Origin of the sequence: Sorangium sp. So ce367, assembly GCF_051520455.1 — a bacterium.
Classification (GTDB): domain Bacteria; phylum Myxococcota_A; class Polyangia; order Polyangiales; family Polyangiaceae; genus Sorangium; species Sorangium cellulosum_B.
The window spans coordinates 4,577,278-4,600,780 of the sequence record NZ_CP150334.1; the positions used below are offsets into that span (position 1 = coordinate 4,577,278).

Below are 23,503 nucleotides of genomic sequence, written 5' to 3' on the forward strand. Positions count from 1 at the left end.
AGTCCCACTGGATGAAGGACCCGCGGACGCGGGGTTTCGCTGAATGAAGGGCCCGCAGTCGCGGAGCCTCGACCGGGCAGGGGAGCTGGAGGAAGCAATGAAAAGCGAAGGCGATCTCGGGGGCGCCGCGCGGGCGCTGCTCGATCGCGACGAAGTGGAAGGTGTTTTGTCCGGGGCGTTTTATACGTCCACGGAAGCGCCTCGCGTGCGCGCGAAGGCCCGGACGAGCGGCGCCGCATCCGAGCCGGGTGCCGCGCCGGCGCCGGAGAGACCGCAGCACTACAAGGTCATCTGTATCTCGATGTACACCGAGGATCTCGAGCGGCTGGACGAGATGGTCAGCTCGCTCAAGGCGCGCGGGATGACCAAGGCCAACAGGAGCGCGCTGATCCGGCATGCGCTCTCCCAGGTGGACCTCGACAAGATCCCGAAGGGGATTTAATCCCTTCTTCCAGGGAGACTTCGACAGGACGCAGGGCGCAACGTCCGCATTTCCATCATCGTGCGGCGGGCGCCGCGGGCTCCGGGGGGCCCTGAGCGGTGCCGTGGGGGACCTGCGGGCCGGCCGGCTTTCCCGGGAGCCGGCGAGCGGCGGAGGGCCCCTGCACAGGCGCCGGCGCTCGCGACGTCGTGGCGCTGCGCCTCGTCCCCCGGCCGCCTCGCCGCGGGCATGCGGCGTGCTTCACGTGCTAGAGTCGAGGCCTACCAGAGAGGGAACATGGACCAGAACTACGTAGGATACGGGACACGCTCGTCGGTGCTCCGCGCCGGTGCCGAGTCGCGCGAGCGCTTCATCGTGCGAACGTACAACCACCTGTTCGGTGCGATCGTCCTCTTCGCTGCGATCGAGGTCGCGCTGTTCAAGACCGGCGTCGCCTCGGTCATCGCCAGGGCGATGATGGGCACGAGCTGGCTGCTGGTTCTCGGGGCGTTCATGCTCGTGAGCTGGCTGGCCAGCCGCGCGGCGCACACGTCGGTATCGAAGCCGGCGCAGTACGCCGCGCTCGGCGGCTTCGTGCTCGCCCAGGCGATCGTCTTCGTGCCGCTCCTTTACATCGCGGACATGGTCGCTCCCGGCGCGATCCAGAGCGCTGGGCTCGCCACGATGGCCGGCTTCGCCGGGCTCACCGCGATCGCGTTCGTGACCCGCAAGGATTTCTCGTTCCTTGGGGCGCTCCTGCGCTGGGGCGCCATCTGCGCGCTCGTCCTCATCGCGGCAGGCGCGCTGTTCGGCTTCCAGCTGGGCACCTTCTTCAGCGTCGCCATGGTCGCGTTCGCTGGTGCCGCCATCCTGTACGACACGTCGAACATCCTGCACCACTTCCCCGAGGACCGGTACGTCGGCGCCGCCCTCGAGCTCTTCGCGTCGGTCGCCATGCTGTTCTGGCATGTGCTCCGCCTCTTCATCAGCTCCCGCAACTGAGCGGGGGGCGCCCGCTTCGGATACGGGCCCACCTCGACGTTTTCGGTGCTCGGCGTACAAGAGTACGCCTGCGCGCCGAAAACGCCGATCTGGGCCCGTCTCCTGTGCGGGTGCGCCCCGCTCGGGCGGGGGACGTTGCGGAGAAGGACTCGGGTGGGGGACGTTGCGGAGAAGTGAGGAGAGGGGGCGTCAGGAGCCGAAGAGGGCTTGTAGCGCTCTTGTCAGCGAGAAGAGCATGAGAGCTGCCAGGGCGAGGATGCCTGCCAGCGCCAGGAACAGGCCGGCGTAGAAACGAAGATTGGAGGGCGGCGCGCCGCCCTGCGTTCGCGCCGCGAGATGGGCGCGCAGCAGGTCGAGGTTGCGCGCGTTCGCCTTGTAGGTCGCATCGAAGAGATCGCCTACGAGTGGGACCGTGCCGAGCAGCGTCTCGAGGCCCACGTTGAGCACCATGCGCAGCACCGCGGAGGCGGGGAGACGGTAACGCGTCGCCGCGAGCACGATGTAAATCGAGAGCGCAAAACCGATGAGATCGCCGACCCCAGGGATCAACCCGATCACGGCGTCGTAGCCGACCCGGTAGCCGACTCCAGGGATACGGATGGAGTTGTCCAGAAAATGCCCGAGGGCGTTCAAGCGTTTCAGCCGCTCGTCCTCGAGATCAACGACCTTCAGCGGGGCAAGGGGCGGCGCGGGCATGGCGGACCCATCTCTGCGAAGCGGATCAGACATCCCTTGCAGTCTACTTCTCGCACCCTCCAGCGGCGACTCAAGAGAGACGGCGGGGCGGCGTCGCAGGGACACGCGGCGCGGCGGGCGAGGATCGGGCAGGAGCACGTCGCCTCGGGAGGGGGCCGTGGACGGGCGGGCGCTGCCGCCATTGCGGCGACGGCGCTGTGATCCATGCTGGCGCCTGCCATGCCGAGCCCGCGCGCCCTGGTTCGCTGCTCCGGAGCGCGCCGAGCGCTGCTCGGCCTCGCCAGCGCGCTGCTCGGGACGCTCGGCGGAGGCGAGGCGCGCGCGCAGGGAAGGTACGAATCCGCGCTCCTCGGCGGGCGATCGGCGCTCCTGGGGGGCACGGGGGTCGTGCTGGGCGTCGACGGCGCCGCGCCCTTCCTGAACCCGGCCACGATCGTCCGCATCGAGGACCGGAACATCGCGTTCTCGTCGGCGTTCTTCCGCTACGCGCACCGCACACTGCAACGGTGGCACCAGCCAGGGCCGGTCGACCCCGGCCTCTACGGCGATCTCCGGCTCGATCGCACGTCGGTGAGCGATCATGGGGTGGACAGCCTCCCCGACGCGACATGCTATTTCTTCAACTGGAAGAGCGGCGCACGAGGCGCGGATTCGACGCGGGTGCCGGTCGGCCGCCAGGTCGTCGCCGCCTGCCTCGGCAAGACGGAGGAGAACGAGTTCGGGTTCGACGCGCTGCGATTCTCGGGGGAGTCCGCCTCGCGGCGCGTGAGCCAGGCGCAGACGCTCCGCTACGCGTGGGGCCGCTTCAGCGCCGGCCCTTCGTGGAGCTACAGCGCCACCTCGCGCCTCGCCGTGGGCGCCTCGCTCTCGCTCGTGCGCACCCGCTACACGAGCTCGCTCGGCGTCGCCAGCCTCGTGGAGGACACCAGCGCGGGCTCGGCGAGCAACGCGACCTACCAGGCCGCGCTCTCGGGCGATTCATGGGACCTCCTCGCCCACCTCGGCGTCACGTACCGGCTGAGCCGGGTGTTCTCGGCCGGGATCAGCCTGCGGACGCCCAGCGTTCACGCCGTCGACTCCCTGGACGCGAGCTACGTCGACACGCGCGCCGATGGGACGGCCGCGGCGCGCTACTGGGCCGGTGAAGGGGCGTTCGTGGCCCCCTCTCCAGCCCGCGTCGCGGTCGGCGCGAGCGCGGAGTGGAGCAGGCTGCGGCTGGAGCTCGACGGCTTCTTCTACATGGGCCAGCGCGAGTTCGCGCGGATCACCGCCGATCGCGAGGAGATCGCGATCGCCGGGGGCGCGGTGACGAGCCGGGCGCGGGGCCGCCTCCACATCGTCGAGGCGGCGGCGCCCCTCGTCAACGTCGGGCTCGGCGCCGAGGTGTTCCTCACGCGCGACCTCAGCCTCGTGGGCGGCGTCGCCTCCGATTTCAACGCGCTGTCGAGCCTGCGAGGCCCCATGTCCGCCGAGTCGAAGCTCTTCTTCGAGCGGATGAGCGGCGCCCACGCGTCGCTCGGGTTGGTCTCCTATACCCGGTTCGGCGACCTCGTGTTCGGCGCGCGCCTCGATTACGCCGCCGGGCAGATGGCGGCCGTCAACGCGTTCGCGTCGCCAGTGCGGCTGGATCCCATCGACTGCAGCGAAATCGGCGCGACCCTGGTGCTCGCCGGGAGGATCAGCCTGCGCACCGTGGAGGACGTGGCGCGCGAGATCGGCGACGCCGTGGAGGGCTCGGCCGCCGCGCCCCCCGAGCGGACCAGGCCGAGGGAGCCGATGCGGGCGCCTGCTCGAGAAGACTGAGCGGCGACGCGCGCCGTGGATCGATCGGGCGCCGCGCTCGTCCGGCGCGAGGATCTGCGCAGCTGCGCCTGAGGCCGCTCCCACGCCGCGGCGCCGCGGCGCTCACGCCGCCCCGGCGTCCCGCGTGCGCACCCCGGCGCGCTCCGCGAGAGCCTCGGCCTCGGCGAGCGCCTCCCTCTCCGCGAGGGCCTCGGCCTCGGCGAGCACGTCCGCGTCGCCTTGCTCCCTCAGGCGCTCGAACGCCGCGAGCGCCGCCGGCGCGACCGCCGAGAGCCAGCGCCGGCTCGCGGCGTCGAGCCGGAGCTCCTCGCGGAGCCGCTCCACCTCGCCAGCGCCCGCGGCGCCCGGGCTCGCCGCCGCGCGGCACACGTCGGCGAGCAGCTCGTCGCGCGCGTTCAGCGGCAGGTCCGCGTCTCGCTCGGTGAGGCGCGCAGCCCCGGCGATGTCGCCCTCCCGCGCCCGCAGCGCGAGCGCCACCCGCATCCTGGCCCTCTCCAGGAACGGGTACGACGCGTACCGCTCCGCGAGCAGCGCCATCTCGGCGCGCGCGTCGGCGCGCCGGTCCATCGCCGCGAACAGGAACGCGCGCTCGGCCAGGAGCGCAGGCAACAGGATGTCCGCCGCCGTCGCGCGCGCCGCCTCGGTGCCCAGCCGCGCGAGCCCCGCCTCGCACGCCGCGAGCGCCGCGGAGAGCTCTCCCTGTCGCTCCGAAAGCTCGGCGAGCGCGAGGTGCGCCTGCGCCGCGGCCGCGGGCACCTTGCTTCGCGTGAGGGCCTCGAGCTCACCCTTCCCCCGCTGCTCCTCGCCCTTCGCGACGGCGATCTGGGCGGCCATGAAGCGCTGCGAGAGCTTGCGCGCGCGCGCCATGTTCACGAGCACGGCCCCGACGAGCATCACGATGAAGAAGATCGGCAACGCCACGACGATCGAGAGCGGTCGGACGATCAGCCTCGCTGGCAAACGCTCGACCCCGGGCGCCACCGGCGGTTGATCGGGGCTCAAGAACTGCCACACCCCCAGGAACAGCATCACCAGGGCCACCCACAGGAGCACCGTGCGGCGCGCCGCCTTCGTCGCCGGCTGGCGGTTGCTCCCGGCGCGCCCCTCCGCCGCGGCGCGCGTGGAGGCGTCGGCGCGGTCCACCTCCGCGCGCGACAGCTCCTCCACACCGCCCGCCGCCAGCGCGGGGGCGCGCATGAACGGCGCCGCGTCGGGCGAGATGCGCGCCGCCCAGTCCGCCGCCGAGAGCTCGCCTCCCGCCTCCGGCTCCCGCTTCGCGCCGGTGCGGTAGACCGAGCTCGCCTTCGCCTTCAGCATGCGCTGGTAGGCGCGGACGAGGGCGCGCTCGCGCGGGCGCGTGTGCTCGACGAGGAGGCCCCGCTCGCGGAGCAGGTGCGCCCGCAGCGCCTCCCTGTCGCCCGAGCGCTCCAGGAGCACCGCGGCCGCGAGCTCCGCGCGGGCGCGCACCTCGGGCGACGCCAGGGCGCTCGTCCGCACGAACTCGATGTCCGCCGCGGCGCCGTCGCGATCGCTCGTCGAGGCGCGGAGCAGGGCCCTCAGCGAGCGCGCCGCGGCGATTGTCGCGTGCTCCAGGTGAAAGGAGAGCGAGTCGGTGCGGCGGGTCACCGCGGCGTCGGCGCGGGCGAGCGCGCCCGCGAGATCGCCGCGCTGCATGGCGGCGAGCGCGCGCTGGACGTCGATGACGCGCAGGACGTAGCGCGAGCGGCACGTCGCCTCCGCGTAGTCGAGCAGCTCGGCGGCGTCCTCGCGCTGGCCGGAAGCCGCGAGGTTGTACGCCTTGTTGACGACCTGCACGGCGACGCCGATCGATCGGGCGCGTAGCCCGATCGCGATCAGGAGCGCGCCGGCCATCCCGAAGGGCACTCCGGCCGCGACGCTGCCGAGCCCCGTCACGCTCACTCCCGCGCCCACCAGCGCCATCGACGCGCCGATCGCGATCTGCCGGTTCGCGAGGCGGCGCGCCGCGTGCGGTGTGATACCGAACCGTGCAGGCAGCTCTCTCGCCATCGCGCAAGCGTAAGAGACCGCCGGCCGCGCGGGCCAGGGGATCTCGCGTGCGCCGCGCGCTAGGGCAGGGGCGCCGGCGGGTCGATCGGCTCGACGCGCACCCGCTCCTCGTAGAGCGCGCCGCCCTCGCCGATGTCGGTGGTGCGCGCGGCGATCAGCGCGTTGGCGCAGCGGCCGTCCCGGAGGTGACCTCCCTTCGGGAGGAGCGCGACGTCGCGGCGCTGGGCAGGATCGTGGCGGAGCAGCGCCGTCATGGCGCCGACGCGCGACGTGATCCGGCAGGCGCCGCCGTCGGGCACGCCGCCGGCCGCGTCCGGGTGGACCGTGACGACGGCCGGACCGTGCTGGGGTCGCGCCCACTGCGACGACTGGGACTTCTCGGTGGAGAGCGCCATGAGCAGCAGCGGGAATTCGCTCGCGTCGGGATCCACGCGCTCATCGGGCGCCTCGGTGATGAGGTTGACCCGGCCGCTCGGGGTCGGGAACTTGCGGTCCTCGAACAGCACCTTCGGCGCCAGCGGGTTGCGCACCGGCCCGCGCTCCAGCGTCTCGAGCGTCACGCCGAGCGGCGCGAGCCTTGGCTCGGTGACCCGCCGCTTCCAGTCGCGGGCGCTGCCGTCGAGCGCGCCGCCGAGGCCCACGCGCCGCGCGAGCGCCTGCATGATCTCGAGATCGCTCTTCACCCCGGCCGGGGGCGGGACCACGGGCGTGGCGACGCCGAGGTAATGGTGGCCGTAGGCGCCGACCACGTCGTCCGCCTCGAGGAGCGTCGTCGTGGGCAGCACGAGGTGGGCGACCCGCGCCGTGTCCGTGAGGAAGGAGTCGACCACGACGACGAACTCACGCGTCCGGAGCGCCTCCGCGACGGTGTCGGACTCGGGCAGCATGGCGACCGGGTTGCCGGCGGTCACCCAGACGGCGCGGATCGGCGGGTCGCTCATCCCGAGCACCTCGCGCCCGAGCAGGGGCTCGCACACGGTGCGGGGCGCCGGGCGCTCGCCCTCGAACGGCGAGAGGTCAAACGCGCGGCGCCGCTTGAAATAGAACGAGACGCCGCCGCCCGGGATGCCGAGGTTCCCGCTCACCGCCCCCAGCGCGTCCAGGGCGCGCACGATCGCGCCGCCCGTGGTGCGCCGGCCCATGCCCCAGCCCACGAGGATCGCCGTGGGCCTCTCGGCGAGGCGGCGCGCGAGGTCCAGGGCCGCGCGCTCGGGCACGTCGGCCTCGCGGCACCACGCGGCGACCGAGCTCCGGCGCGCGAGCGCGCGGAAGGCGTCGAGGTGATCGCAGTAGTCCGTGGCGCGCGGGTCGGTCCACCCCTCGTCGAAGAGCACGCGGGCGACGGCCATCGCGAGCGCGAAGTCGCCGCCGGGGCGCGGCTGGTAGAACGCCCCGCAGAGCGACGCCGTCCTGTGGTGCACAGGATCGATGAGCACGAGCTCCGCGCCGCGCGCCTTCGCCTCGCGCAGCACCGGGAGCGTGTGAGGGCTCGAGGTGAAGACGTTCTTGCCCCAGAGGAGGATGTGCCGGGCGCTCCGGAGATCGGCGAGATCATGGCTGTCCTCCTCGCCGAAATCGGTGAGCTGCGCGGTGTCGCCCGCGCCGGAGCAGATGTCGCCGCGCTTGACCGTGACCGGCCCGAACCGCGCGAAGAACGCGTCGGCGATCCCCGTGAGCATCCCGAGCGAGCCGCCGCTCCGGTAATGGAAGATCGCGGCCGGGCCCGACTCGCGCCGGATCGTGAGGAGCTGCTCGGCCGCGGTGTCGAGCGCTTCCTCCCAGGAGACGGGCGTGAGCTCGCTGCCCTTGCGGAGCAGCGGCGTCGTCAGCCGCTCGGGCGAGTACTGGGTCTCGAGGAAGCGCGACGTGCGGTAGCAGAGGAAGCCCCGCGTGATCGGGTGGTCCGGGTCGCCGCCGAGGCGCACGACGCGGCCGTCCTCCACGGTGGCCACGATGCTGCAGGCGTCGGGGCAGTCGCGGTTACAGGTCGTCTTGCGGAGCTCCTGCATGGCGGCAGCGTAGATCGGGCCTGCGGTGCGGTACACCCGCCCCGCCCCCCCGGAAGTCCGTCCGGACCTGGCCGGGCTTCCACGCCGCGCCGGGGCGGCCCCGCGCGCCGGATCAATCGGCCGCGAGCCGCTCGGGCGCGTACTCCCGCGAGTCGTCGCCCGAGACCTCCTGAGCGATCGCCCGCAGCTGCTCGTAACGCTCGCGCAGGAGCGACCACAGCCGATCGCGGATGTCCCTCGAGTCGAGCCGCTCCGGCGGGCGGGTGTTGCTGAGCAGCCACTTCGCTGTGCTGTTCAGCTGGGTCAGCTCCTCCCTCGTGATCGGGATCCGGCTCTGCACGTGGCTCCACCGGTCCAGGATGAGGTTGGTGATGGTGGCCGTCGCGCTCGCGGGATCGCCGGCGACGAGCGCGCGCCGGACGATGCCGAAGGTCTCCGGGACGATGCTGCGCGGGAAGTACACCTCGGCCGTGGCGAGCGTCGGGCGCAGCACCCCGTAGAGCAGATCGAGCTTCTCGACGACCTCGGGCGGCGGCGCGCTCTCGGGCTGCATGCGCGTCACCGCGTAGTCGAGCGCCATCGCGAGCTCCGGCAAGCTGCGGATCGCGTCGAAGCGGGACTTCGGCAGCCGGCGCCGGTGGCGCGCCGGATCGCGCGTGACGGACTGCACGGCGCGCCGGACGATCGCGAGCACCCCGCTCGCGTCGCCGCGAAAGGCCTGCACGTTGGCCGCGGGCAGGTCGCTCGCCGGCATCGCGTACCGCTCGTAGCGCTCCCGATCCAGGCTCTCGTCGCCCCGGGTCCGCGGGTCGGCCTGCAGCGGCGCGGCGCCGGCCGATGAGGCCGCTGCGGCCCGCTCCGGGCCTGCCTGCCGCGGTTCTCCGGCGCCGGCAGGCTCTCCTGGAGAGGGCGCCGCCGCGTCCTGCCTCGTCTCTCCCGGACCAGGCACCGGCCCGGATGTCGTGCTCTGGGCGGTGCTCTCGGCCTCGAGCGGTGTGGACCGGAGCGCTGGATCCCGCAGCGCCTCGAGGTCGTCTCGCGCACGCGTCATCTCGGCCATCGTACGTAAGTCGGTACTTCGGCACAAGATCCGCAGGCGCTCGAGCGCGCTCGCGCGGGGCTCCGGTTGCAGCGTCCATGGCGCGCCGCAGGCGCCGCCTCGCCCACCGGTGTCATCGCGTCCCGCAAGCGTCACCCCGCACACACACGAGCGGAGGGGTGGCCCGCGCTGGATCCTCCGCCTTCCGCGTGGATCACGCGTCGAGCGCGTCCCAGAAGGTGCGCAGATCGTCCGAGAGCGGCGCCTCGATGCGCACGCGTTCGCCTGTCATCGGGTGCGTGAGCTCCAGGAGCCCGGCGTGGAGGGCGTGACGGTCGAGCTCGAGCGCACGGCGGTCGTCGTCGGTGAGCTCGCCGTCGGCGCCGCGCGCGAACATGCCCTCGTCCGGGCCGTAGAGCTTGTCGCCGACGAGCGGCAGGCCGCTCGCCGCGAGGTGGACCCGGATCTGGTGCTGCCGGCCGGTCTCGAGCGTGCAGCGGACGAGCGCGTAGCGCCGGCCGGTGAGGGGATCGGCGCGGCGGCCCAGCACCTCGCACCCGGTGGCCGACGCGAGGCCGCGGCCCGGCGGCGCGACCCGCATCTTGACCTTGTAGCGGCTCGCGTCGTCGAGCTCGAGCGGTAGCTCGACCCGGAACGTATCGTGCTCGGGCCAGCCCCAGGCGATCGCGGCGTAGCGCTTGACGACGCCGGTGCGCTCCTCGAACTGCGCCTTCACGGTCCGGTCGGCCTCGGGCGTGCGGCAGAGCAGCAGCACGCCGCTCGTCTCCCGGTCGAGCCGGTGGGCCAGGAACAGCCGCTCGTCGGGGCGCGCGGCCTCCATCATCTTGATCACGGTGCTCTTGTGGTACCGCGCCGTGGGGTGCACCGGCAGGCCCGCCGGCTTGTTGATGGCGAGCAGCGCGTCGTCCTCGTGGAGGACCGGGATCGGGGTGTCGGGCGCCTGCTCGTCCCACGGCTCGCGCCAGAGGAGGATGCACTGCTCCGGCCGGACGCGATCGCTGCCGCGCAGGCGCCGCGCCTCGGGCGAGTAGGCGCCGCGGGCGACGATCTCGGCGGCGCGCGTGCGGCTCGTCCGCTTGAGCTGGGTCTGGACGAACCGGTCGAGCCGCATGCCTGCCGACTCAGGCGGCACGCGAAGCACGGTGACGACCGACCCCTCCGGCACCTCCGCGGGGCGCACCACCGGCGTGCCGCGGCCGAAGGGGCCGCTCGTGCCGGCGAGCTCTCGCGCGCTGATCCTGGTCATGGGCCGAGCCGGCCTTGGCCTTTAGCAAAAGCGCCGGCCCGCGGCGCGGAAAAGGGGCGGCGCGCGTCGGCGCGCTGCTCCCTGGGTTCACTGGGGGACGAGGATCTCGCAGGGGAAGTCGAACGAGATCTCCTGCGCGTCCTTGAGCTGCTCGCAGGCGTCGCCGACGAGGGTGAGCTGGGTGGCGCTCTCCATCGTCCAGCCGTTCTGCGCGTCGTAGGGCACGGGCGCGCCGTCGAGGAGCACCTGGCCGAGCGACGCGTTGCGGAGGTCGACCTCGATCGAGCCCTGGAGGTCGAAGGTGCAGCTCTTGACGCCGGCGATGGCCGCGTCGAGCTCGTCCTCCAGGGAGGACGCGTCGGTGGGGTCCGGCGTGTAGTAGGTGGCGGTGCCGCCGGCGTCGGCGTAAGTGCCTGCGCCGGCGAAGCAATCCTCGTTCGTGCCGCTCCGGGGCCGCTGGACGGGCTGACCTGCGCCCGCGTTCGCGACGTCCTGCAGGTGCTGCGCGAGCGCGCCCGACCCGAGGCCGAAGACGAACGTGCCGATGCCCTGCTCGTAGGCGTCCTGCACCGCGCCGACGACGTCGTCGCGCGCGCACACGGCCAGCACGTCGTCGCAGCGATCGGGCTCGCCGTCGGTGACGAACAGGATGTACCTGGGGCCGGGCTCCGGGAACGCGAGGAGCTCCGGGACGACCGTCTCGTTGAACGTCATGGCGGTGGGCGTCTCGAGCTTGCCGGGCGGCACCGTGGAGGCCTCTTCGTAGGCGGCCGAGATGGCGGCGTGGTGGTTGAGGGCGATGCCGTCGGCCCTCGCGAGCAGCGGGCACTGCATGTTCTCGATCCCGGTGAACGTCACGAAGCCGAAGCGCACCCTGTCCTGCAGCCTGTCGACGACGTTGAGCACGGCGGTCTTGAGCGGATCCCAGAAGCCGCTGCCGTACATGCTGCCCGAGCGATCGACGACGATCATCACGGTCGGCGTCTGCGGCTCGAACGTGATGTCGAGCTGCTGGCATGCGCCGCCGCCGCCGCCGTCCGTGCCGCTCGAGCCGTGCGAGCCGGCGAAGTCGAGCCCGGCGCCGCCTTCGCCGACGCCCGAGCCCGAGACGGGGCCGGCGCCGGCGCCGCCCGCGCCGCCGCTGCCGCCATTGCCACCGATGCCGCCGGAGCCCTGGGACGAACCGCCGCCATCGTTCTTGCCGCCGCAGCTCACGGCGACGCCGGTGGCGAGGAGGGCGAGGAGCAAGGAAAGCCTGGGAAAGGTAAGCGTACTGCTCATGGAGAAACGATACACAGGGCAGGACCGCCCGTCTCCGCCATGTAGGGCCCTGGAATCCGCCCTGTAGGGCCCTGGAAGGGGGTGTGGCGCGGATGGAAAGTTGCTTCAAAACGGCGCGCGCGGCGCTGCGTCTGCGGCGACACCCGGGCGCTGGCCAGCGTTCAGCGCAGCTGTGGGTTCGGAAGCCGCGCTGTACGCACCCCGGTTCGTGCTACACACGGCGCCCGCATGGACATCCTCTTCGCTGCGTCCGAGATCGCGCCCATCGTCAAGGTCGGCGGCCTGGCCGACGTCGTTTCGTCGCTCTCGAAGGCGCTCCGGCTGCTCGGGCACAAGGTGACGATCGCGCTGCCGCGCTACCAGGCGCTCGACTCGAGCGGGCTGATGATGGCGCGCCGCCTCACCCCGATGCCGCTCGAGGTCGACGCGAAGGTGTCGCCGGGCGGGCCGATCCAGGTGACGCTCTTCGACGGGCGGCTCAGCACGGGCGTGGAGCTCGTCGTCCTCGACGTACCAGGCTTCCACGATCGGCCCGGCATCTACGGCGAGGAGGGGCGCGACTACGAGGACAACGCGCGCCGGTTCTCCCTGTTCTCCCGCGCCGTCGTGGAGCTCGTCCGCCAGCGCGCCCGGTCGGGCGCGCCGTTCGATATCGTCCACGCCCACGACTGGCCCACCGCCATGGTGCCGTACCTGCTCCGCCACCAGCAGTCCGCGCCTGGCCGGACCGTGCTGACCCTCCACAACGCCGCGCACCAGGGCCTCTTCCCGAAGGACGCGCTCCCGTACCTCGGCCTCGACGACGACCACTTCCGGCCCGAGCGGCTCGAGTTCTACGGCCAGCTCAATTTCCTCAAGGGCGGCATCCTGGCCGCGGACGCGCTCACCACCGTCTCGACCACCTACGCGAACGAGATCCTCACGCCGAAGCAAGGCGAGCGCCTCGACGGCGTGCTCCGCACCCGGGCGAACCAGCTGTCGGGCATCGTCAACGGCATCGACTACGCCGTCTGGAACCCGATGACCGATCCGGCCATCATCGCCCGCTACGACGCGGAGGACGTGAGCAACAAGGGCCGCTGCAAGAGCGCGCTCCTCCAGGAGCTCGGGCTCGAGATCCGGCCGGATCGCCCGCTCCTCGTGTCCATCGGCAGGGTCGTCGCGCAGAAGGGCAGCGACCTGCTCGCGAACGCCATGCCGAAGATCCTGAAGGGCGACGTCAGCGTCGTCGTGGCCGGCGAGGGCGACGCCGAGCTCATGGAGAAGCTCTCCGCCGCCGCGGCCAAGGCGCCCGAGCGGGCGAAGTTCCTCGGCGGGGTGAGCGAGGCCGTCGTGCACCGGCTCATGGCCGCGGCCGACCTCGTGGTCGTGCCGTCGCGCTTCGAGCCGTGCGGCCTCGTGCAGCTGTACGCGCAACGCTACGGCGCTGCCCCGGTGGCGTGCAGGACCGGAGGCCTCGTCGACACGATCGTCGACATCGACGCCGCCCTGGAGACCGGCACGGGGTTCCTGTTCGACAAGCCGACGGCCACCTCGCTGCTCGGCGGCGTGCAGCGCGCCCTCGCGGCCCTCACGTCGCCCCGCTGGCCCGCGGTCCAGCGCCGCATCATGCGCCTCGACCTCGGCTGGGATCGCCCCGCGCGCCGCTACGTCCAGGTCTACCGCCAGGCCCTCGCCAGCTGAGCGCCGCGCCGTCGCCGAGCCCCGCGCGCGCGGTCGCGAGGCGCTGCGCGCGGAACGGAAACGGCTCGGGACACCGCCTGAAGGTGCAGCCCGACCGAGATCAGGCGCCCTCCGCGCGACAACGTGTCGCATTGGCGCGGGGCAGGAGCCTCGCCTATAGGAGCGGCCGTGCTGGCCAGAGCCGTCGCCGCTGTGGTGCTCCTGCTGTCGGTCGCGGTGCACCCGAGGGCCGCGCGCGCGTCGGCCTGCTGCGGTGCGGGCCACGGCATGGCCCAGTGGCTCGCTCCCTCGGAGCGCGCCGCGGCGAGCTTCTCCGTCCGGCTCTCCGAGCAGCTCGGGGCGTGGGCGGTGGACGGAGGCTTCGACGTGTCCGGCGAGGGCGTCTACCACCGCGAGCTGAGGGCCGAGGCCGGGTGGCTGGTGCGGGCCGGGGATCACCTTCAGCTCGCCGTCTCCGTTCCGATGATGGTCACCTGGAGCGGGGTGGGGCTCGGCGCCACGTCGTCCGGCGGCGGGCAGGGTGACCTGGGTGCGGCAGCCAGGATCGACCTTATCGACGGCGCGGCGTCGCCGTGGATCCCGTCCGCCGCGTTCACGCTCGGCGTGACGCTCCCGACCGGGCGCGGCCCGAGCACCGCGACGGCGCCGTTCGACGCCGGCGTGAGCGGCGCGAGCGGCGCCCGCGCGATGGGCGTCGACATCACCGGCGCCGACACGACCGGCCTCGGGGTGGCCGAGATCCGGCCGGGGATGGTCTTCGAGAAGTCGTGGGGCTCGTTCCACGCGCTGCTCTCCGCCTCGACCAGCGTCCGCACCAGCTACCGTCTCCCCGACGGCGACGCGGCGCGGTCCGCGCCCCGCCTGCAGATCCTCGCCGCGGCGGGGCCCTCGTGGCCCTCCGGCGCCTCGCTCACCGTGGGCGCGCTCCACGAGCGCGAGGGCGAGCCGCGCGAGGATGAGCCTGGCCGGGGCCCGCGCGATCCCATGGGAAAGGAGCGCGTGCGGACGGCGCTGCTCGCCGTGCTGGCCCACGACGTCGGCGCGCGCTGGACCGCCGTCGGCAACCTCCAGGTGGACGTGCCGATCTCCGGGATCGGCCGCAACGAGGGCGCGTTCGCCGCCCTGTCCGCAGGCCTCCGCTACGTGTGGGGAAGACGTGATTGAACCTCGTGAACAGCCTTCGCCGAAGTCACCTCCCAGGCGCCGCTGGGCGCGCGCCCGCGCCGCCCTCCTCGCGGCGCTCGCCGTCCTCTCGCCGGCGGGCTGCGGATCCCAGGACGTGGCGCCGGACGACGGCCACCGGCTGGACGTCGGTGCGAACGGGCGCATCGAGTTCGCGGTGGAGTCGACCGAGCCGATCAAGCGAGGCTTCAACACCTTCCACGTCCGGCTCACCTGGACCGACTCGCGGGACCCGGCGCAGCGGATGAAGCTCCGCTGCTACGCCAGCATGACGAGCATGGGGCACGGGTCCGTGCACGAGGGCACGGAGATCGAGCCCGGCCTGTACGAGGTCGCCGACGTGCCCTTCGGGATGGGGGGCCTCTGGGACGTGCAATGCCGGGCCCTGACCTCGTCGCTCATCGACGAGGCGGCATTCGAGTTCGACGTCCACTAGGCTCACCCCTCGTGCGAGTCCCTACAGAACGCTCCGTGCGAGCCCTCCCAGCGCTGACGCGTCACTCCCGCAGCGGGCCAGGCGCGCGGCGGCGTGGCCCCCTCTCGTCCTGCGCGGCGCCGCTGCTCTCGGTCGCGGCGCTGCTCTCGGTCGCGGCGCTCGCCGCGCCGGCCTCGGCCAACGGCCGCTTCCCGGCCGCAGGCTTGATCGCGTCGCACCCGAGCGACCCGTCGCGCCTCATGGTCCGCGCGACCTACGGCCTGCTCGCCACGCACGACGGCGGCGAGCGCTGGCGCTGGATCTGCGAGCCGGTCGTCGGCTTCGGCGGGAACGAGGATCCGATGCTCGCCTTCCTCGCCGACGGGACGATCATCGCCGGGGTCTTCGACGGCCTCAGCGCGTCGAAGAACGGCGGCTGCGACTGGTCGTTCGCTCAGGGCGATCTGATGAACCGCTACGTCATCGACCTCTCGGCCGATCGTGAGGACCCTTCCCGTGCCGTGCTCGTCGTCAGCATGGGGCTCGGGGCGGGCCAGTTCCTGACCCAGCTCTGGGAGACGAGCGACAACGCGGACAGCTGGACGAAGGCCGGCGTCGATCTGCCCGGGGACTTCCTCGCCCACACGGTCGACGCTGCGCCCTCCGACCGCGCGCGCGTCTACGTGAGCGGCCGCTACGGCGCGCCCGACTACGCCGGGGCCCTCCAGCGCACCGACGATCGCGGCGCGACCTGGGAGCGGCTCGACATCCCGGGGAGCGACGACATGCGCCTGCCGTTCCTGGGCGCGATCGATCCCGTCGACCCCGACATCGTCTACGTGCGGCTCGACGGCGATCCGACCGACGCGCTGCTCGTCTCGAAGGACGGAGGGCGCAGCTTCACCACCGCCTTCGAGAGCGCCGGCGACCTCCTCGGGTTCGCGCTCTCGCCGGACGGCGCGACCGTGATCGTGGGCGGGCCCCAGGACGGAATCTGGCGCGCGCCGGCCGCGTCGCTCGAGTTCGAGAAGATCTCGGACGTCGGCGCGCGGTGCTTGACCTGGACCGCCGCGGCGCTCTTCGCCTGCGGCGACGAGTTCGCCGACGGCTTCACGGTGGGCCGATCGATCGACGACGGCGAGAGCTTCTCCGCGCTGCTGCACCTCGACGGGCTCTGCGGGCCGATCGAGTGCGCGCCGGAGAGCGGGGCGACCTCGACCTGCGCTCCGCTGTGGGGTGCGACGGCGCTCACCATCGGCTCGCAGCAGTGCGACGGCGGCGCCGCAGCGGCCGGCAGCGGCGGCGGGGGATCCGAGCCGCCACAAGAGGAGGCGTCGGACGGGTGCGGGTGCAAGATCGGCGCGGCAGGCGCGGCGCGGGGCGAGGACGCCGCGCCGTCCGCCGGCGGCGCGGTCTGGCTCGCACTCGCGGCGGGCCTCGCGAGCGCGCGGCGGCGCCGGCGCGCACGCTAGCGCGGCGACACGCGCGAGCGCGCCGGAGGTCGGGAGCACGGGCGCCACGGCACACGAGCGAGCGCGACGGCGCAGGCGCGCAGACGAGCGCAACATAACCGCTTATGGAAGGGCGCTCCCATGGCGCAGGCAGAAGGGTACGGACGGAGAGGGCGGACCGACTCGGCGCCGTCCGCGGGAGAGCCGGACGGGCAAGCCGCCGCCGGTTCGTTTCTGGATCTACGTCCTCGTGGGCTGGCGTAGACTGAGGGCGCCGCGGCTCCGGCCAGCGCGTGAATGGCCCCTAGAGACCTTCCCAGATCGCCGCTCGCCGTCTTCCTGCGCGCCCACAGCGCGGAGATCCTGGAGGCTTGGGAGCGCGCCGAGCGTCGCCGCGCGCCGGGCGAGCAGTCCCCCGGCTACATCGCGCTGCGCCAGGAGCTGCCCTCCATCTTCGCGCGCCTCGCCGAGCGCCTCGAGGCGGCCGTGTCGGCCGCGGCTGCGCCGCCGGGCGACCAGGAGCAGGACGCGTGGAGCGGCGTCGAGTCCGTGTCGGTCGAGTTCCCCGAGCCGCTGCTCGGCTTCCGCGTGCTCGACAAGCTCCGCGACGGGTTCGAGCTGGAGGACGTGGCCGCCCAGTACTCGGTGCTGCGCCGCTGCGTGCTCCGTATGCTCGAGCGGACAGGCACGCAGCCGTCGTGGGTCGAGATGACGATCCTGCACGAGGTGCTCGATCAGGTGATCATCGATCCGGCGACGCGGAGCGCCGCGCTGCGCGAGCGCGCGCTCGGTGCGCTCGATCGCGTCTCGGCCGAGGGCATGGGCAACGTCCACATCGATCGGCTGCTGCGGCGGCTCGTCGAGGTGCTCGTCGAGTCGGCGCGGTCGGTCGACTGGGCGGTGATGCTGCTGCTCGAGGGCGAGGTGCTGCGGATCCGCGCCGGCATCGGCGTCGACGAGGCGCTGTGGGGCCTGCGCGCCTACAGGCTGGCGGAGGGCTTCGTGGGGCGCGTGGTCCGCGAGCGGCGCCCGGTGGCGCTGCGCTCGGCGGCGCCGGATCCGCTGGCCACCGACGCCGGGGGCGGCGCGGCGGGGCCCGAGTCGGGGGCGCAGAGCGAGCGCCCGAGCGACGCGCTCCACGCGCTCTACGGCGTGCCGATGCTCTCGGAGGGCCGCCTCGTCGGCGTCACGGTCGTGAGCTCCCGCCGCGTGCCGGAGTTCTCCGAGGGAGACCGGCTGCTCTTCAAGAAGGCGGCCGAGCGCGCGGCCGCGCTCGCGACCCAGGCCCAGCTGCGCGAGCAGCTCGCCGCGGAGCGCGGCCGGTTCGAGGCGACGATCCAGCGGCTCCCGGTCGGCGTGGTCGTCGCGGAGGGGACGTCGGGCGCCGTCGCGCTCAACAACCGGCGGTTCGCGGAGATCGTCCGCGGCCCCGAGGAGACCCCGAGCAACGCGCCGCTGCGGACGCTGCTCAGCGAGACCGACGACGACCAGCGCGCGCGCTGGCTGCTCCACCGGGCGCTGCACGGCGGCGAGACGGTCTCCCGCGACGAGATGGAGTTCGTCCGCGCGGACGGAGAGCGCCGCCTCGGGAGCTTCAGCGTGGCCCCCGTGCGCGACGCCGACGGGCGCATCACCGCGGCCGTGATGACGGTCGAGGACGTGACCGAGCTCAGGAAGGCCGAGCGCGCGCGGCAGATCCTGATCGACGCGAGCGCGCTGATGGCGGAGTCGCTCGACCACGACGGGACGATCGAGCAGGTGGTGCGCCTCGGCGGCGAGCGCTTCGCGGACCTCTGCGCGCTCGATCTCGACGATGGCGGCGCCCCGCGGCTCGTCGCGTCGGCGCGCCTGCCCGAGGCGCGGGCGCTCCTGCCGAGGCTGCTCAAGCACCCGCCGCTGCTGCTCGGCGACGCCGCCTCGCTGGCCGAGGCGACGGCCCGCAGGGAGGCCACGCTGATCCCGCTGGTCACCGATCCGTGGCTGCAGCGGATCGCCCGCGGGCCGGAGCACCTCTCGGCGCTGCGAGAGCTCGGCGCCCGCTCGGCGATCCTCGTGCCGCTCGCGGCGCGCGGCCGCAAGCTCGGCCTGCTGAGCCTCTGGACCGTGGAGCGCGAGCTCCGGCAAGACGACACGGGCGTGGCCGCGGAGCTCGGGCGCTTCGCGTCGCTGGCGATCGAGAGCGCGCGGCTGCACGGCGAGGCGGCGCGAGCGAGGTGACGCCGCTCGTGCGCCTCGGGATGTGACGCGCGTGCCCCGGGCGTGCCCGGAAGGCCACGCCCGCCGCCGGCGTCGGGCTGTCCCTGCCCGCCCTCGTGGTCCATGGCGGGGCGAGCTCGGCGGTTCGCCGGAGCGAGCCCGGCGGGTTCGTCCGAGGCGACGCAGCGAGGCGCGGGCGAGCGCGCGGCGGCTTGCGTCGCGGGGGTAGATGAGGCGAAGCTCCCGCCCTCGCACACGACCGTATGACCACCACCAACCAAGAACGTCCCCTCGCTGTGCTCGTCGGGGTGCAGCTCCCCGGCGTCGACGATGTAGAGCACGCCGCCGATCTGGCCGAGCTCGGCCGCCTCGTGCACACGCTCGGCTTCAACGTGATCGCGACCGTGTCGCAGAGGCGAAGCGCGCTCGCGGCGGCCGCGGTGCTCGGGGAGGGCAAGCTCAGGGAGCTCGCGGAGCTCACGGGCGGCAGCGGCGTCGTGCCCTCGGGCGCGCCGGAGCGAAAGAACAAGGCGCGCGCGCGCCGGGCCGCAGAGAGCGGTGAAAGCGGTGAGGACGACGTCGAGCTCGGCGAAGACGACGGCGACGACGCGGGCGACGACGACGGCGCGGAGCCGCGCGCGGGCGGCGCCGGGCAGGCGGCGCGCCTGGCGACGGTCGTGGCGGTCGACCACGACATCTCGCCGAGCCAGGCGCGCAACCTGGAGCGGGCGACGGGCGCGCAGGTGCTCGACCGGGCGGGCGTGATCATCGAGATCTTCCACCGCCACGCGCGGAGCCGGGAGGCGAAGCTCGAGGTCGAGATCGCGCGGCTCAACTACGTCGCGCCGCGGCTCCGGGAGACGGGCGGCGGCGGGGATCGGCAGCGCGGCGGGATCGGCGGCAAGGGCGCCGGCGAGAGCGCGCTCGAGCTCGATCGGCGCAAGATCCGCGACCGCATCGCGGAGCTGAAGGAGGAGCTCGTCGCGGTCCAGCGCGAGCAGTCGACGCGCCGCGCGCTCCGGCAAGGGCAGCGCCGCGTCGCGCTGGTCGGCTACACGAACGCGGGGAAGTCGTCGCTGATGCGGGCGCTGACGGGCAGCGAGGTGCTCGTCGCCGACAAGCTCTTCGCGACGCTCGACACGACGGTGCGCGCGCTCCACCCGGAGGTGCGCCCGCGGATCCTCGTCTCGGACACGGTCGGCTTCATCAAGAAGCTGCCGCACGATCTCGTGGCGAGCTTCCGCTCGACGCTGGACGAGGCGCTCGAGGCGTCGCTCCTGCTCTACGTGGCCGACGCGTCGGATCCGACGTTCCGCGATCAGCTCGCGGTGACGCGCGGCGTGCTCTCCGAGATCGGCGCGAGCGAGGTGCCGAGCCGGCTCCTGCTGAACAAGGTGGACCGGCTCTCCGAGGAGGAGCGGGAGGCGCTGCGCCTCGAGTTCCCCGAGGCGACGCAGCTGTCGGCGAAGATCCCGGACGACGTGGCGGCGCTGCGGGAGGCGATCATCGCGTTCTTCGAGCAGTCGATGGTGGAGGCCGAGCTGCTCTTGCCGTACGCGAAGCAGGGCCTCATCGGGGAGATCTACGAGAACGCGCGCGTGCTCTCGGAGGAGTACGACGACGTCGGCGGCCGGCTCTCGGTGCGGGCGCACGCGGCGGCGCTCGATCGGCTGCGCAGCCTGCTCGCGCGCTGAGGGGGCGGCGGGGGGCGCGGGCGCGCGCGGCCTCGGCGCTGGCGAGCGGGGTCAGCCCGGGCGGGAGGCGCGGGCGCGCGCGGCGTCGGCGTGCGCGGCGATGGCGCGCGCCTCGTCGGCCTGCAGGCGCCGCCGTCGCCTGCGGCGGCGCAGGAGGATGCCGATCGCGAACGCCAGGAGGTGGAGCCCAGCAATCACCGCGACGAGGATCCACCGCTGCACGCGCCGAGCGTAGCACCGGAGCGCCGGAGCGCGGGCGTCCGGGGCGCGTGGTACGCTCCGCTGTCCGCTGTCGCTCCGCTGTCCGCTGTCGCTCCGCGCCATGAGCTCCTCCACCGACGCCGCGCTCGAAGCGATCGTCCAACGCGGGCTGGAGGCTTACCGCGCGGGGCGGTTCTTCGAGGCGCACGAGCTGTGGGAGTCCGGGTGGCGAGACGAGCGGGACCCCGTGAGGAAGACGTTTCTCCAGGGGCTCATCCTCGTCGCCGCGGCCCTGCACAAGCTCACGAGGATGCAGAGCCCACCGGGGGCGTTGCGCCTGCTCGACAAGGCGCGCGCTCGGCTCGCAAGCACGCCGGATGGCATGGGCGGGCTGGCGATCCCGCTGCTCGTCGACGACATCACCCGCGCAGCCGCCGTGATCGAGCAGCTCGTGCGCGGAGAGAGAACCGAGATCGACGCCTCGCTTCTGCCCAGGATGGAGATCGCGGGCGATGTCGCGCCGCCCTCGCCGTCCGGGGCGCGTTCGCGGCCCTGAGCGTCTGACCCGAACGGGCTCCGCAGTCGATATTGCGCTCGTCGCGTGCGACATGGGACGCGGGCGTGACATCGTTTGCCTGAGTGGTGGTCGCGCATGGGAAGCGCCCGTGTGGGGGGATATCGTGGCAGACGGGTACTGTGGAATCGGAGCGGAGGGGACGGCGAGCGCCGAGCCTCGGGCCAAGCTGCAAACCGAAAGGAGCCGCGTGACACGGCGCAAGCAGATCCTGATCGTGGACGACGACCAGGAGATCCGGGAAATGCTCGAGATCACGCTGGAGGAGGAGGGCTATGACGTCCTCTCGGCGAGCGACGGCGAGGCCGCGCTCGCGCTGCTGGAGCGCAACCGGCCGAATCTCATCCTGCTCGACATGCGCATGCCGGTGATGGACGGTTGGGGGTTCGCCCGCGCGTACGCGTCGTGTCCTGGTCCGCGCGCGCCCATCCTCGTGATGACGGCGGCGGTGGACGCCGGCACCTGGGCCCGCGAGGTGGGCGCGTGCGCGTCGGTCGCAAAGCCGTTCGATCTGAACCGCTTGCTCGATTCGATCGCGGCGCACACGGGGTGCCCGTCCGGCCCGAACCCGGCCTCCGCCTGACGAGGTTCACGCCGGGCGCGAGCCCGGCGCGCCGTCTGAGAGGGGCCTTGCCGGGCGCGAGCCCGGCGCGCTGCCTGAACGAGTTATCTGAGCGGGGTCCTGCCGGGAGCGAGCCCGACCGAGGCCGCGGCTGTCTGCCGAGGGGCTCGGCGGTGGATCAGCCGCCCGTGGCGCGGCGCATCGCGCAGAGGAGGTCGCCGCGGCACGGATCGGTGGGAGCGCGGCGGTCGGTCGTGTTCGGCGCCGCAGGGCCCGGCTTGGCGCGTGTCGGCGCGGCTGCGCCCGGGGCCCGTACGCGGTTCTCGGGTGCGCGCTGCGAGGCGGCGACGCCGTCGGGCGCGTCGCCAGAGCTGTCGCGCTCGGCAGGAGGCGCGACCAGCGCGCGCTCGGCAGGCGCCTCGACGCGCGGGAGCCGCGCCTCGACCGCGCTGGCGGCGGCGGCGAGGCCGGCCTCCGCGCGAGGGCCGGTGGCGGCGGCATCCGGGGCAGAGATGCCCGCCGTGAGGGCCGCGATCGCGGTGGCGCCGGCGAGCAGGACGGCGATCGAGCGGGCGCGCCACGCGCGCGCCGGCACGTCGAGCGCCGGCGCCTCAGGCACGGGTGCGGACGCGGGCGGCTCGCCGAACGGGAAGATCGGCAAGAGGTCGAGGACCTGGGGGCGGGCGCCCTCCTCGCCGGCCTTCAGCGCGGTGAGGTCGATCTGCCCCGAGGACGCGTCGTCGCGCTCCTCGCTCGCGGCGCGCGCCGCGGGCGGGGTCGTGACGGCGGCATCCTCCGTGATCGCCGGCGTATCCAGCGAGGGCGCGTCCACCGAGAACGAGACCGAGGTGTCTTCTCCGGGGCTGGCGGCGGCGGCTCGCGGTTCGTTCGTCCACTCCTCGTGCTGCGTGTACTTCATGGTTGCTCCCGCTTCAGCCGTATCGGTCGAGCGCTGGAGTCGCGCGCCTGCGCCGGCCGGTCGGCGTGTCCTTTCGAGATTTGGACATGCACACGCGCGCGTGCTTGGGCCCGCCGTGCGCCCAGGCCCACGCTGATCGGCGGCGGTCGCTCAGCGTTGTGAGCGATTCCGCCCCGCGCGCGCGCCGGCGTTCGCCGCGTTCGCCGCGTGCCTCGCGTCCGTCGCGCTCGCCGTGTTCGCCGCGACGCACGCGCCTGCTACCGAGGTCAGGGAGCACCTGAAGCGCGCCCGTCGGCGGCGTTCGCGATCTTGCGAGCGGGCTCGTGACGCCCATACTTCGACCGCTCGGATCGCCGAGGGCGTGCAGCCGGCGGGCCTCATGACCGCGTGCGCTCGGGGAAGTTGGTTGCGATCGGGGCGTTCCTCGTCGAACAGAAGTTCCCACGCAAACGCGAATCGGATACTTGAGGTGAGATGAAACCTACACGGCTCTTCACGGTTCTGGGGGCGCTGATGTTCCCCCTTGCAGTGGCTCTGGTCACCAGCGGGTGCCCCAAGAAGGAAGAGGACGACGTGCCGCCGGTGCCCTCGGCTCCGCCCGTCGTGCCGACGCCGGCCCCGACGCCGACCCCCACGACGCAGATCGTGCCCGAAGAGGACGCCGGGGCGGATGCGGCGGACGCCGACACGGCGGACGCGGACGCTGGAAAGAAGGTGGTCGGCACGGGCGATTCCAGCGGGATCCGCAAGTGCTGCGCGGCGCTGCGCCAGAACGCGAAGTCGGCCCCGCCCGAGCAGCAGGGCGGCTACCTCGCGGCCGCCTCGGCGTGCGACGGCCTGGCGAACTCGCCGCAGGGACGGCAAGCGCTCTCGACCCTGCGCGGCCTCCTGGTTGGCGCGCAGATGCCGGCGTCCTGCCAGTAACGGGGTAACGGGGCGGACGAGAGGGCCGGCAGCAGTCGGGCGAGCGGCCCTCCCGCCCAGTTTGCCGGATGCACCTGGCGAGCTGGGCCGGTCGTCCGGCTGTCCTGAGGGGGCCGGGCAGCCGGAGCCGTCAGCCGTGCACGGAGCCGTCAGCCG

The 23,503-nt window shown here is 73.5% G+C and carries 20 protein-coding genes; 12 read left to right on the forward strand and 8 right to left on the reverse strand.

From position 1 onward, the window contains the following. The first annotated feature begins 97 nt into the window (after positions 1-97). Both WME97_RS17420 and WME97_RS17425 read left to right on the forward strand, forming a co-directional pair. On the forward strand, positions 98-442 hold the full coding sequence (locus WME97_RS17420; protein ID WP_157906707.1) for a hypothetical protein: 345 nt from the start codon (positions 98-100) through the stop codon (positions 440-442). Between the two features lie 276 nt (positions 443-718). Beyond that, the gene (locus WME97_RS17425) at positions 719-1,423 is read left to right on the forward strand and encodes a Bax inhibitor-1/YccA family protein (RefSeq protein ID WP_437553059.1); all 705 of its coding nucleotides are present in this window, start codon (positions 719-721) and stop codon (positions 1,421-1,423) included. A gap of 189 nt (positions 1,424-1,612) precedes the next feature. Here WME97_RS17425 and WME97_RS17430 read toward each other — a convergent pair whose 3' ends face one another. Continuing rightward, positions 1,613-2,119, reverse strand: a complete 507-nt coding sequence (locus WME97_RS17430) for a DUF4112 domain-containing protein (protein WP_437553061.1) — start codon at positions 2,117-2,119, stop codon at positions 1,613-1,615. Between the two features lie 204 nt (positions 2,120-2,323). Between WME97_RS17430 and WME97_RS17435 the strand changes: the two genes are divergently transcribed. Beyond that, complete coding sequence (locus tag WME97_RS17435; protein ID WP_437553063.1) at positions 2,324-3,922, forward strand: hypothetical protein; 1,599 nt, start codon at positions 2,324-2,326, stop codon at positions 3,920-3,922. A 102-nt stretch (positions 3,923-4,024) separates the two neighbouring features. Here the strand turns inward: WME97_RS17435 and WME97_RS17440 are convergent, their stop codons facing one another. The 5 genes from WME97_RS17440 to WME97_RS17460 all read right to left on the reverse strand — a co-directional run bounded on the left by WME97_RS17440 (position 4,025) and on the right by WME97_RS17460 (position 11,546). Continuing rightward, complete coding sequence (locus WME97_RS17440) at positions 4,025-5,950, reverse strand: hypothetical protein (protein WP_437553065.1); 1,926 nt, start codon at positions 5,948-5,950, stop codon at positions 4,025-4,027. A gap of 59 nt (positions 5,951-6,009) precedes the next feature. Then, the gene (locus WME97_RS17445) at positions 6,010-7,959 is read right to left on the reverse strand and encodes a molybdopterin-dependent oxidoreductase (RefSeq protein WP_437553067.1); all 1,950 of its coding nucleotides are present in this window, start codon (positions 7,957-7,959) and stop codon (positions 6,010-6,012) included. 112 nt (positions 7,960-8,071) lie between these two features. After that, complete coding sequence (locus tag WME97_RS17450; protein WP_437553069.1) at positions 8,072-9,010, reverse strand: hypothetical protein; 939 nt, start codon at positions 9,008-9,010, stop codon at positions 8,072-8,074. 202 nt (positions 9,011-9,212) lie between these two features. Next, positions 9,213-10,265 carry an RluA family pseudouridine synthase gene (locus WME97_RS17455; protein WP_437553071.1) on the reverse strand — a complete coding sequence of 351 codons (1,053 nt, stop codon included), beginning with the start codon at positions 10,263-10,265 and terminating at the stop codon, positions 9,213-9,215. Between the two features lie 87 nt (positions 10,266-10,352). Next, complete coding sequence (locus WME97_RS17460) at positions 10,353-11,546, reverse strand: vWA domain-containing protein (RefSeq protein ID WP_437553073.1); 1,194 nt, start codon at positions 11,544-11,546, stop codon at positions 10,353-10,355. Between the two features lie 228 nt (positions 11,547-11,774). Here WME97_RS17460 and glgA point away from each other — a divergent pair, with 228 nt between their 5' ends. From glgA to hflX, 6 genes are all read left to right on the forward strand, one after another. Then, positions 11,775-13,229 carry a glycogen synthase GlgA gene (glgA, locus tag WME97_RS17465; RefSeq protein ID WP_437553074.1) on the forward strand — a complete coding sequence of 485 codons (1,455 nt, stop codon included), beginning with the start codon at positions 11,775-11,777 and terminating at the stop codon, positions 13,227-13,229. 168 nt (positions 13,230-13,397) lie between these two features. After that, positions 13,398-14,393: a hypothetical protein gene (locus WME97_RS17470; protein WP_437553076.1), complete on the forward strand. Its 996-nt coding sequence runs from the start codon at positions 13,398-13,400 to the stop codon at positions 14,391-14,393. After that, a complete protein-coding gene (locus WME97_RS17475) occupies positions 14,386-14,847 on the forward strand; it encodes a FixH family protein (protein ID WP_437553078.1) in 462 nt (153 codons plus the stop codon). Before WME97_RS17470 ends, WME97_RS17475 begins: the two co-directional genes overlap by 8 nt. Before the next feature lie 35 nt (positions 14,848-14,882). After that, positions 14,883-16,298: a WD40/YVTN/BNR-like repeat-containing protein gene (locus tag WME97_RS17480; protein WP_437553080.1), complete on the forward strand. Its 1,416-nt coding sequence runs from the start codon at positions 14,883-14,885 to the stop codon at positions 16,296-16,298. A gap of 276 nt (positions 16,299-16,574) precedes the next feature. After that, positions 16,575-18,494, forward strand: coding sequence for a GAF domain-containing protein (locus WME97_RS17485; protein WP_437553082.1), 1,920 nt, complete (start codon positions 16,575-16,577; stop codon positions 18,492-18,494). A gap of 242 nt (positions 18,495-18,736) precedes the next feature. Then, a complete protein-coding gene (gene hflX / locus WME97_RS17490) occupies positions 18,737-20,167 on the forward strand; it encodes a GTPase HflX (protein ID WP_437553084.1) in 1,431 nt (476 codons plus the stop codon). Positions 20,168-20,218: 51 nt separating this feature from the next. Here the strand turns inward: hflX and WME97_RS17495 are convergent, their stop codons facing one another. Beyond that, a complete protein-coding gene (locus WME97_RS17495) occupies positions 20,219-20,389 on the reverse strand; it encodes a hypothetical protein (protein ID WP_437553086.1) in 171 nt (56 codons plus the stop codon). A gap of 100 nt (positions 20,390-20,489) precedes the next feature. Here WME97_RS17495 and WME97_RS17500 point away from each other — a divergent pair, with 100 nt between their 5' ends. Then, entirely contained in the window at positions 20,490-20,924 is a 435-nt protein-coding gene (locus tag WME97_RS17500) for a DUF309 domain-containing protein (RefSeq protein ID WP_437553088.1), read from the forward strand. A gap of 208 nt (positions 20,925-21,132) precedes the next feature. After that, complete coding sequence (locus WME97_RS17505) at positions 21,133-21,525, forward strand: response regulator (protein WP_437553090.1); 393 nt, start codon at positions 21,133-21,135, stop codon at positions 21,523-21,525. Positions 21,526-21,682: 157 nt separating this feature from the next. Here the strand turns inward: WME97_RS17505 and WME97_RS17510 are convergent, their stop codons facing one another. Then, a complete protein-coding gene (locus tag WME97_RS17510) occupies positions 21,683-22,423 on the reverse strand; it encodes a hypothetical protein (protein ID WP_437553092.1) in 741 nt (246 codons plus the stop codon). Positions 22,424-22,897: 474 nt separating this feature from the next. Between WME97_RS17510 and WME97_RS17515 the strand changes: the two genes are divergently transcribed. Continuing rightward, entirely contained in the window at positions 22,898-23,347 is a 450-nt protein-coding gene (locus tag WME97_RS17515; RefSeq protein ID WP_437553094.1) for an acyltransferase, read from the forward strand. The last annotated feature ends 156 nt before the right edge of the window (positions 23,348-23,503 follow it).

Bases quoted from the DNA above. Each gene is read 5' to 3' on its own strand.
- WME97_RS17420 (WP_157906707.1), top strand. From the start codon at position 98: ATGAAAAGCGAAGGCGATCTCGGGGGCGCCGCGCGGGCGCTGCTCGAT.
- WME97_RS17425 (WP_437553059.1), top strand. From the start codon at position 719: ATGGACCAGAACTACGTAGGATACGGGACACGCTCGTCGGTGCTCCGC.
- WME97_RS17430 (WP_437553061.1), bottom strand. From the start codon at position 2,119: ATGCCCGCGCCGCCCCTTGCCCCGCTGAAGGTCGTTGATCTCGAGGAC.
- WME97_RS17435 (WP_437553063.1), top strand. From the start codon at position 2,324: ATGCTGGCGCCTGCCATGCCGAGCCCGCGCGCCCTGGTTCGCTGCTCC.
- WME97_RS17440 (WP_437553065.1), bottom strand. From the start codon at position 5,950: ATGGCGAGAGAGCTGCCTGCACGGTTCGGTATCACACCGCACGCGGCG.
- WME97_RS17445 (WP_437553067.1), bottom strand. From the start codon at position 7,959: ATGCAGGAGCTCCGCAAGACGACCTGTAACCGCGACTGCCCCGACGCC.
- WME97_RS17450 (WP_437553069.1), bottom strand. From the start codon at position 9,010: ATGACGCGTGCGCGAGACGACCTCGAGGCGCTGCGGGATCCAGCGCTC.
- WME97_RS17455 (WP_437553071.1), bottom strand. From the start codon at position 10,265: ATGACCAGGATCAGCGCGCGAGAGCTCGCCGGCACGAGCGGCCCCTTC.
- WME97_RS17460 (WP_437553073.1), bottom strand. From the start codon at position 11,546: ATGAGCAGTACGCTTACCTTTCCCAGGCTTTCCTTGCTCCTCGCCCTC.
- glgA (WP_437553074.1), top strand. From the start codon at position 11,775: ATGGACATCCTCTTCGCTGCGTCCGAGATCGCGCCCATCGTCAAGGTC.
- WME97_RS17485 (WP_437553082.1), top strand. From the start codon at position 16,575: ATGGCCCCTAGAGACCTTCCCAGATCGCCGCTCGCCGTCTTCCTGCGC.
- hflX (WP_437553084.1), top strand. From the start codon at position 18,737: ATGACCACCACCAACCAAGAACGTCCCCTCGCTGTGCTCGTCGGGGTG.
- WME97_RS17500 (WP_437553088.1), top strand. From the start codon at position 20,490: ATGAGCTCCTCCACCGACGCCGCGCTCGAAGCGATCGTCCAACGCGGG.
- WME97_RS17510 (WP_437553092.1), bottom strand. From the start codon at position 22,423: ATGAAGTACACGCAGCACGAGGAGTGGACGAACGAACCGCGAGCCGCC.
- WME97_RS17515 (WP_437553094.1), top strand. From the start codon at position 22,898: ATGAAACCTACACGGCTCTTCACGGTTCTGGGGGCGCTGATGTTCCCC.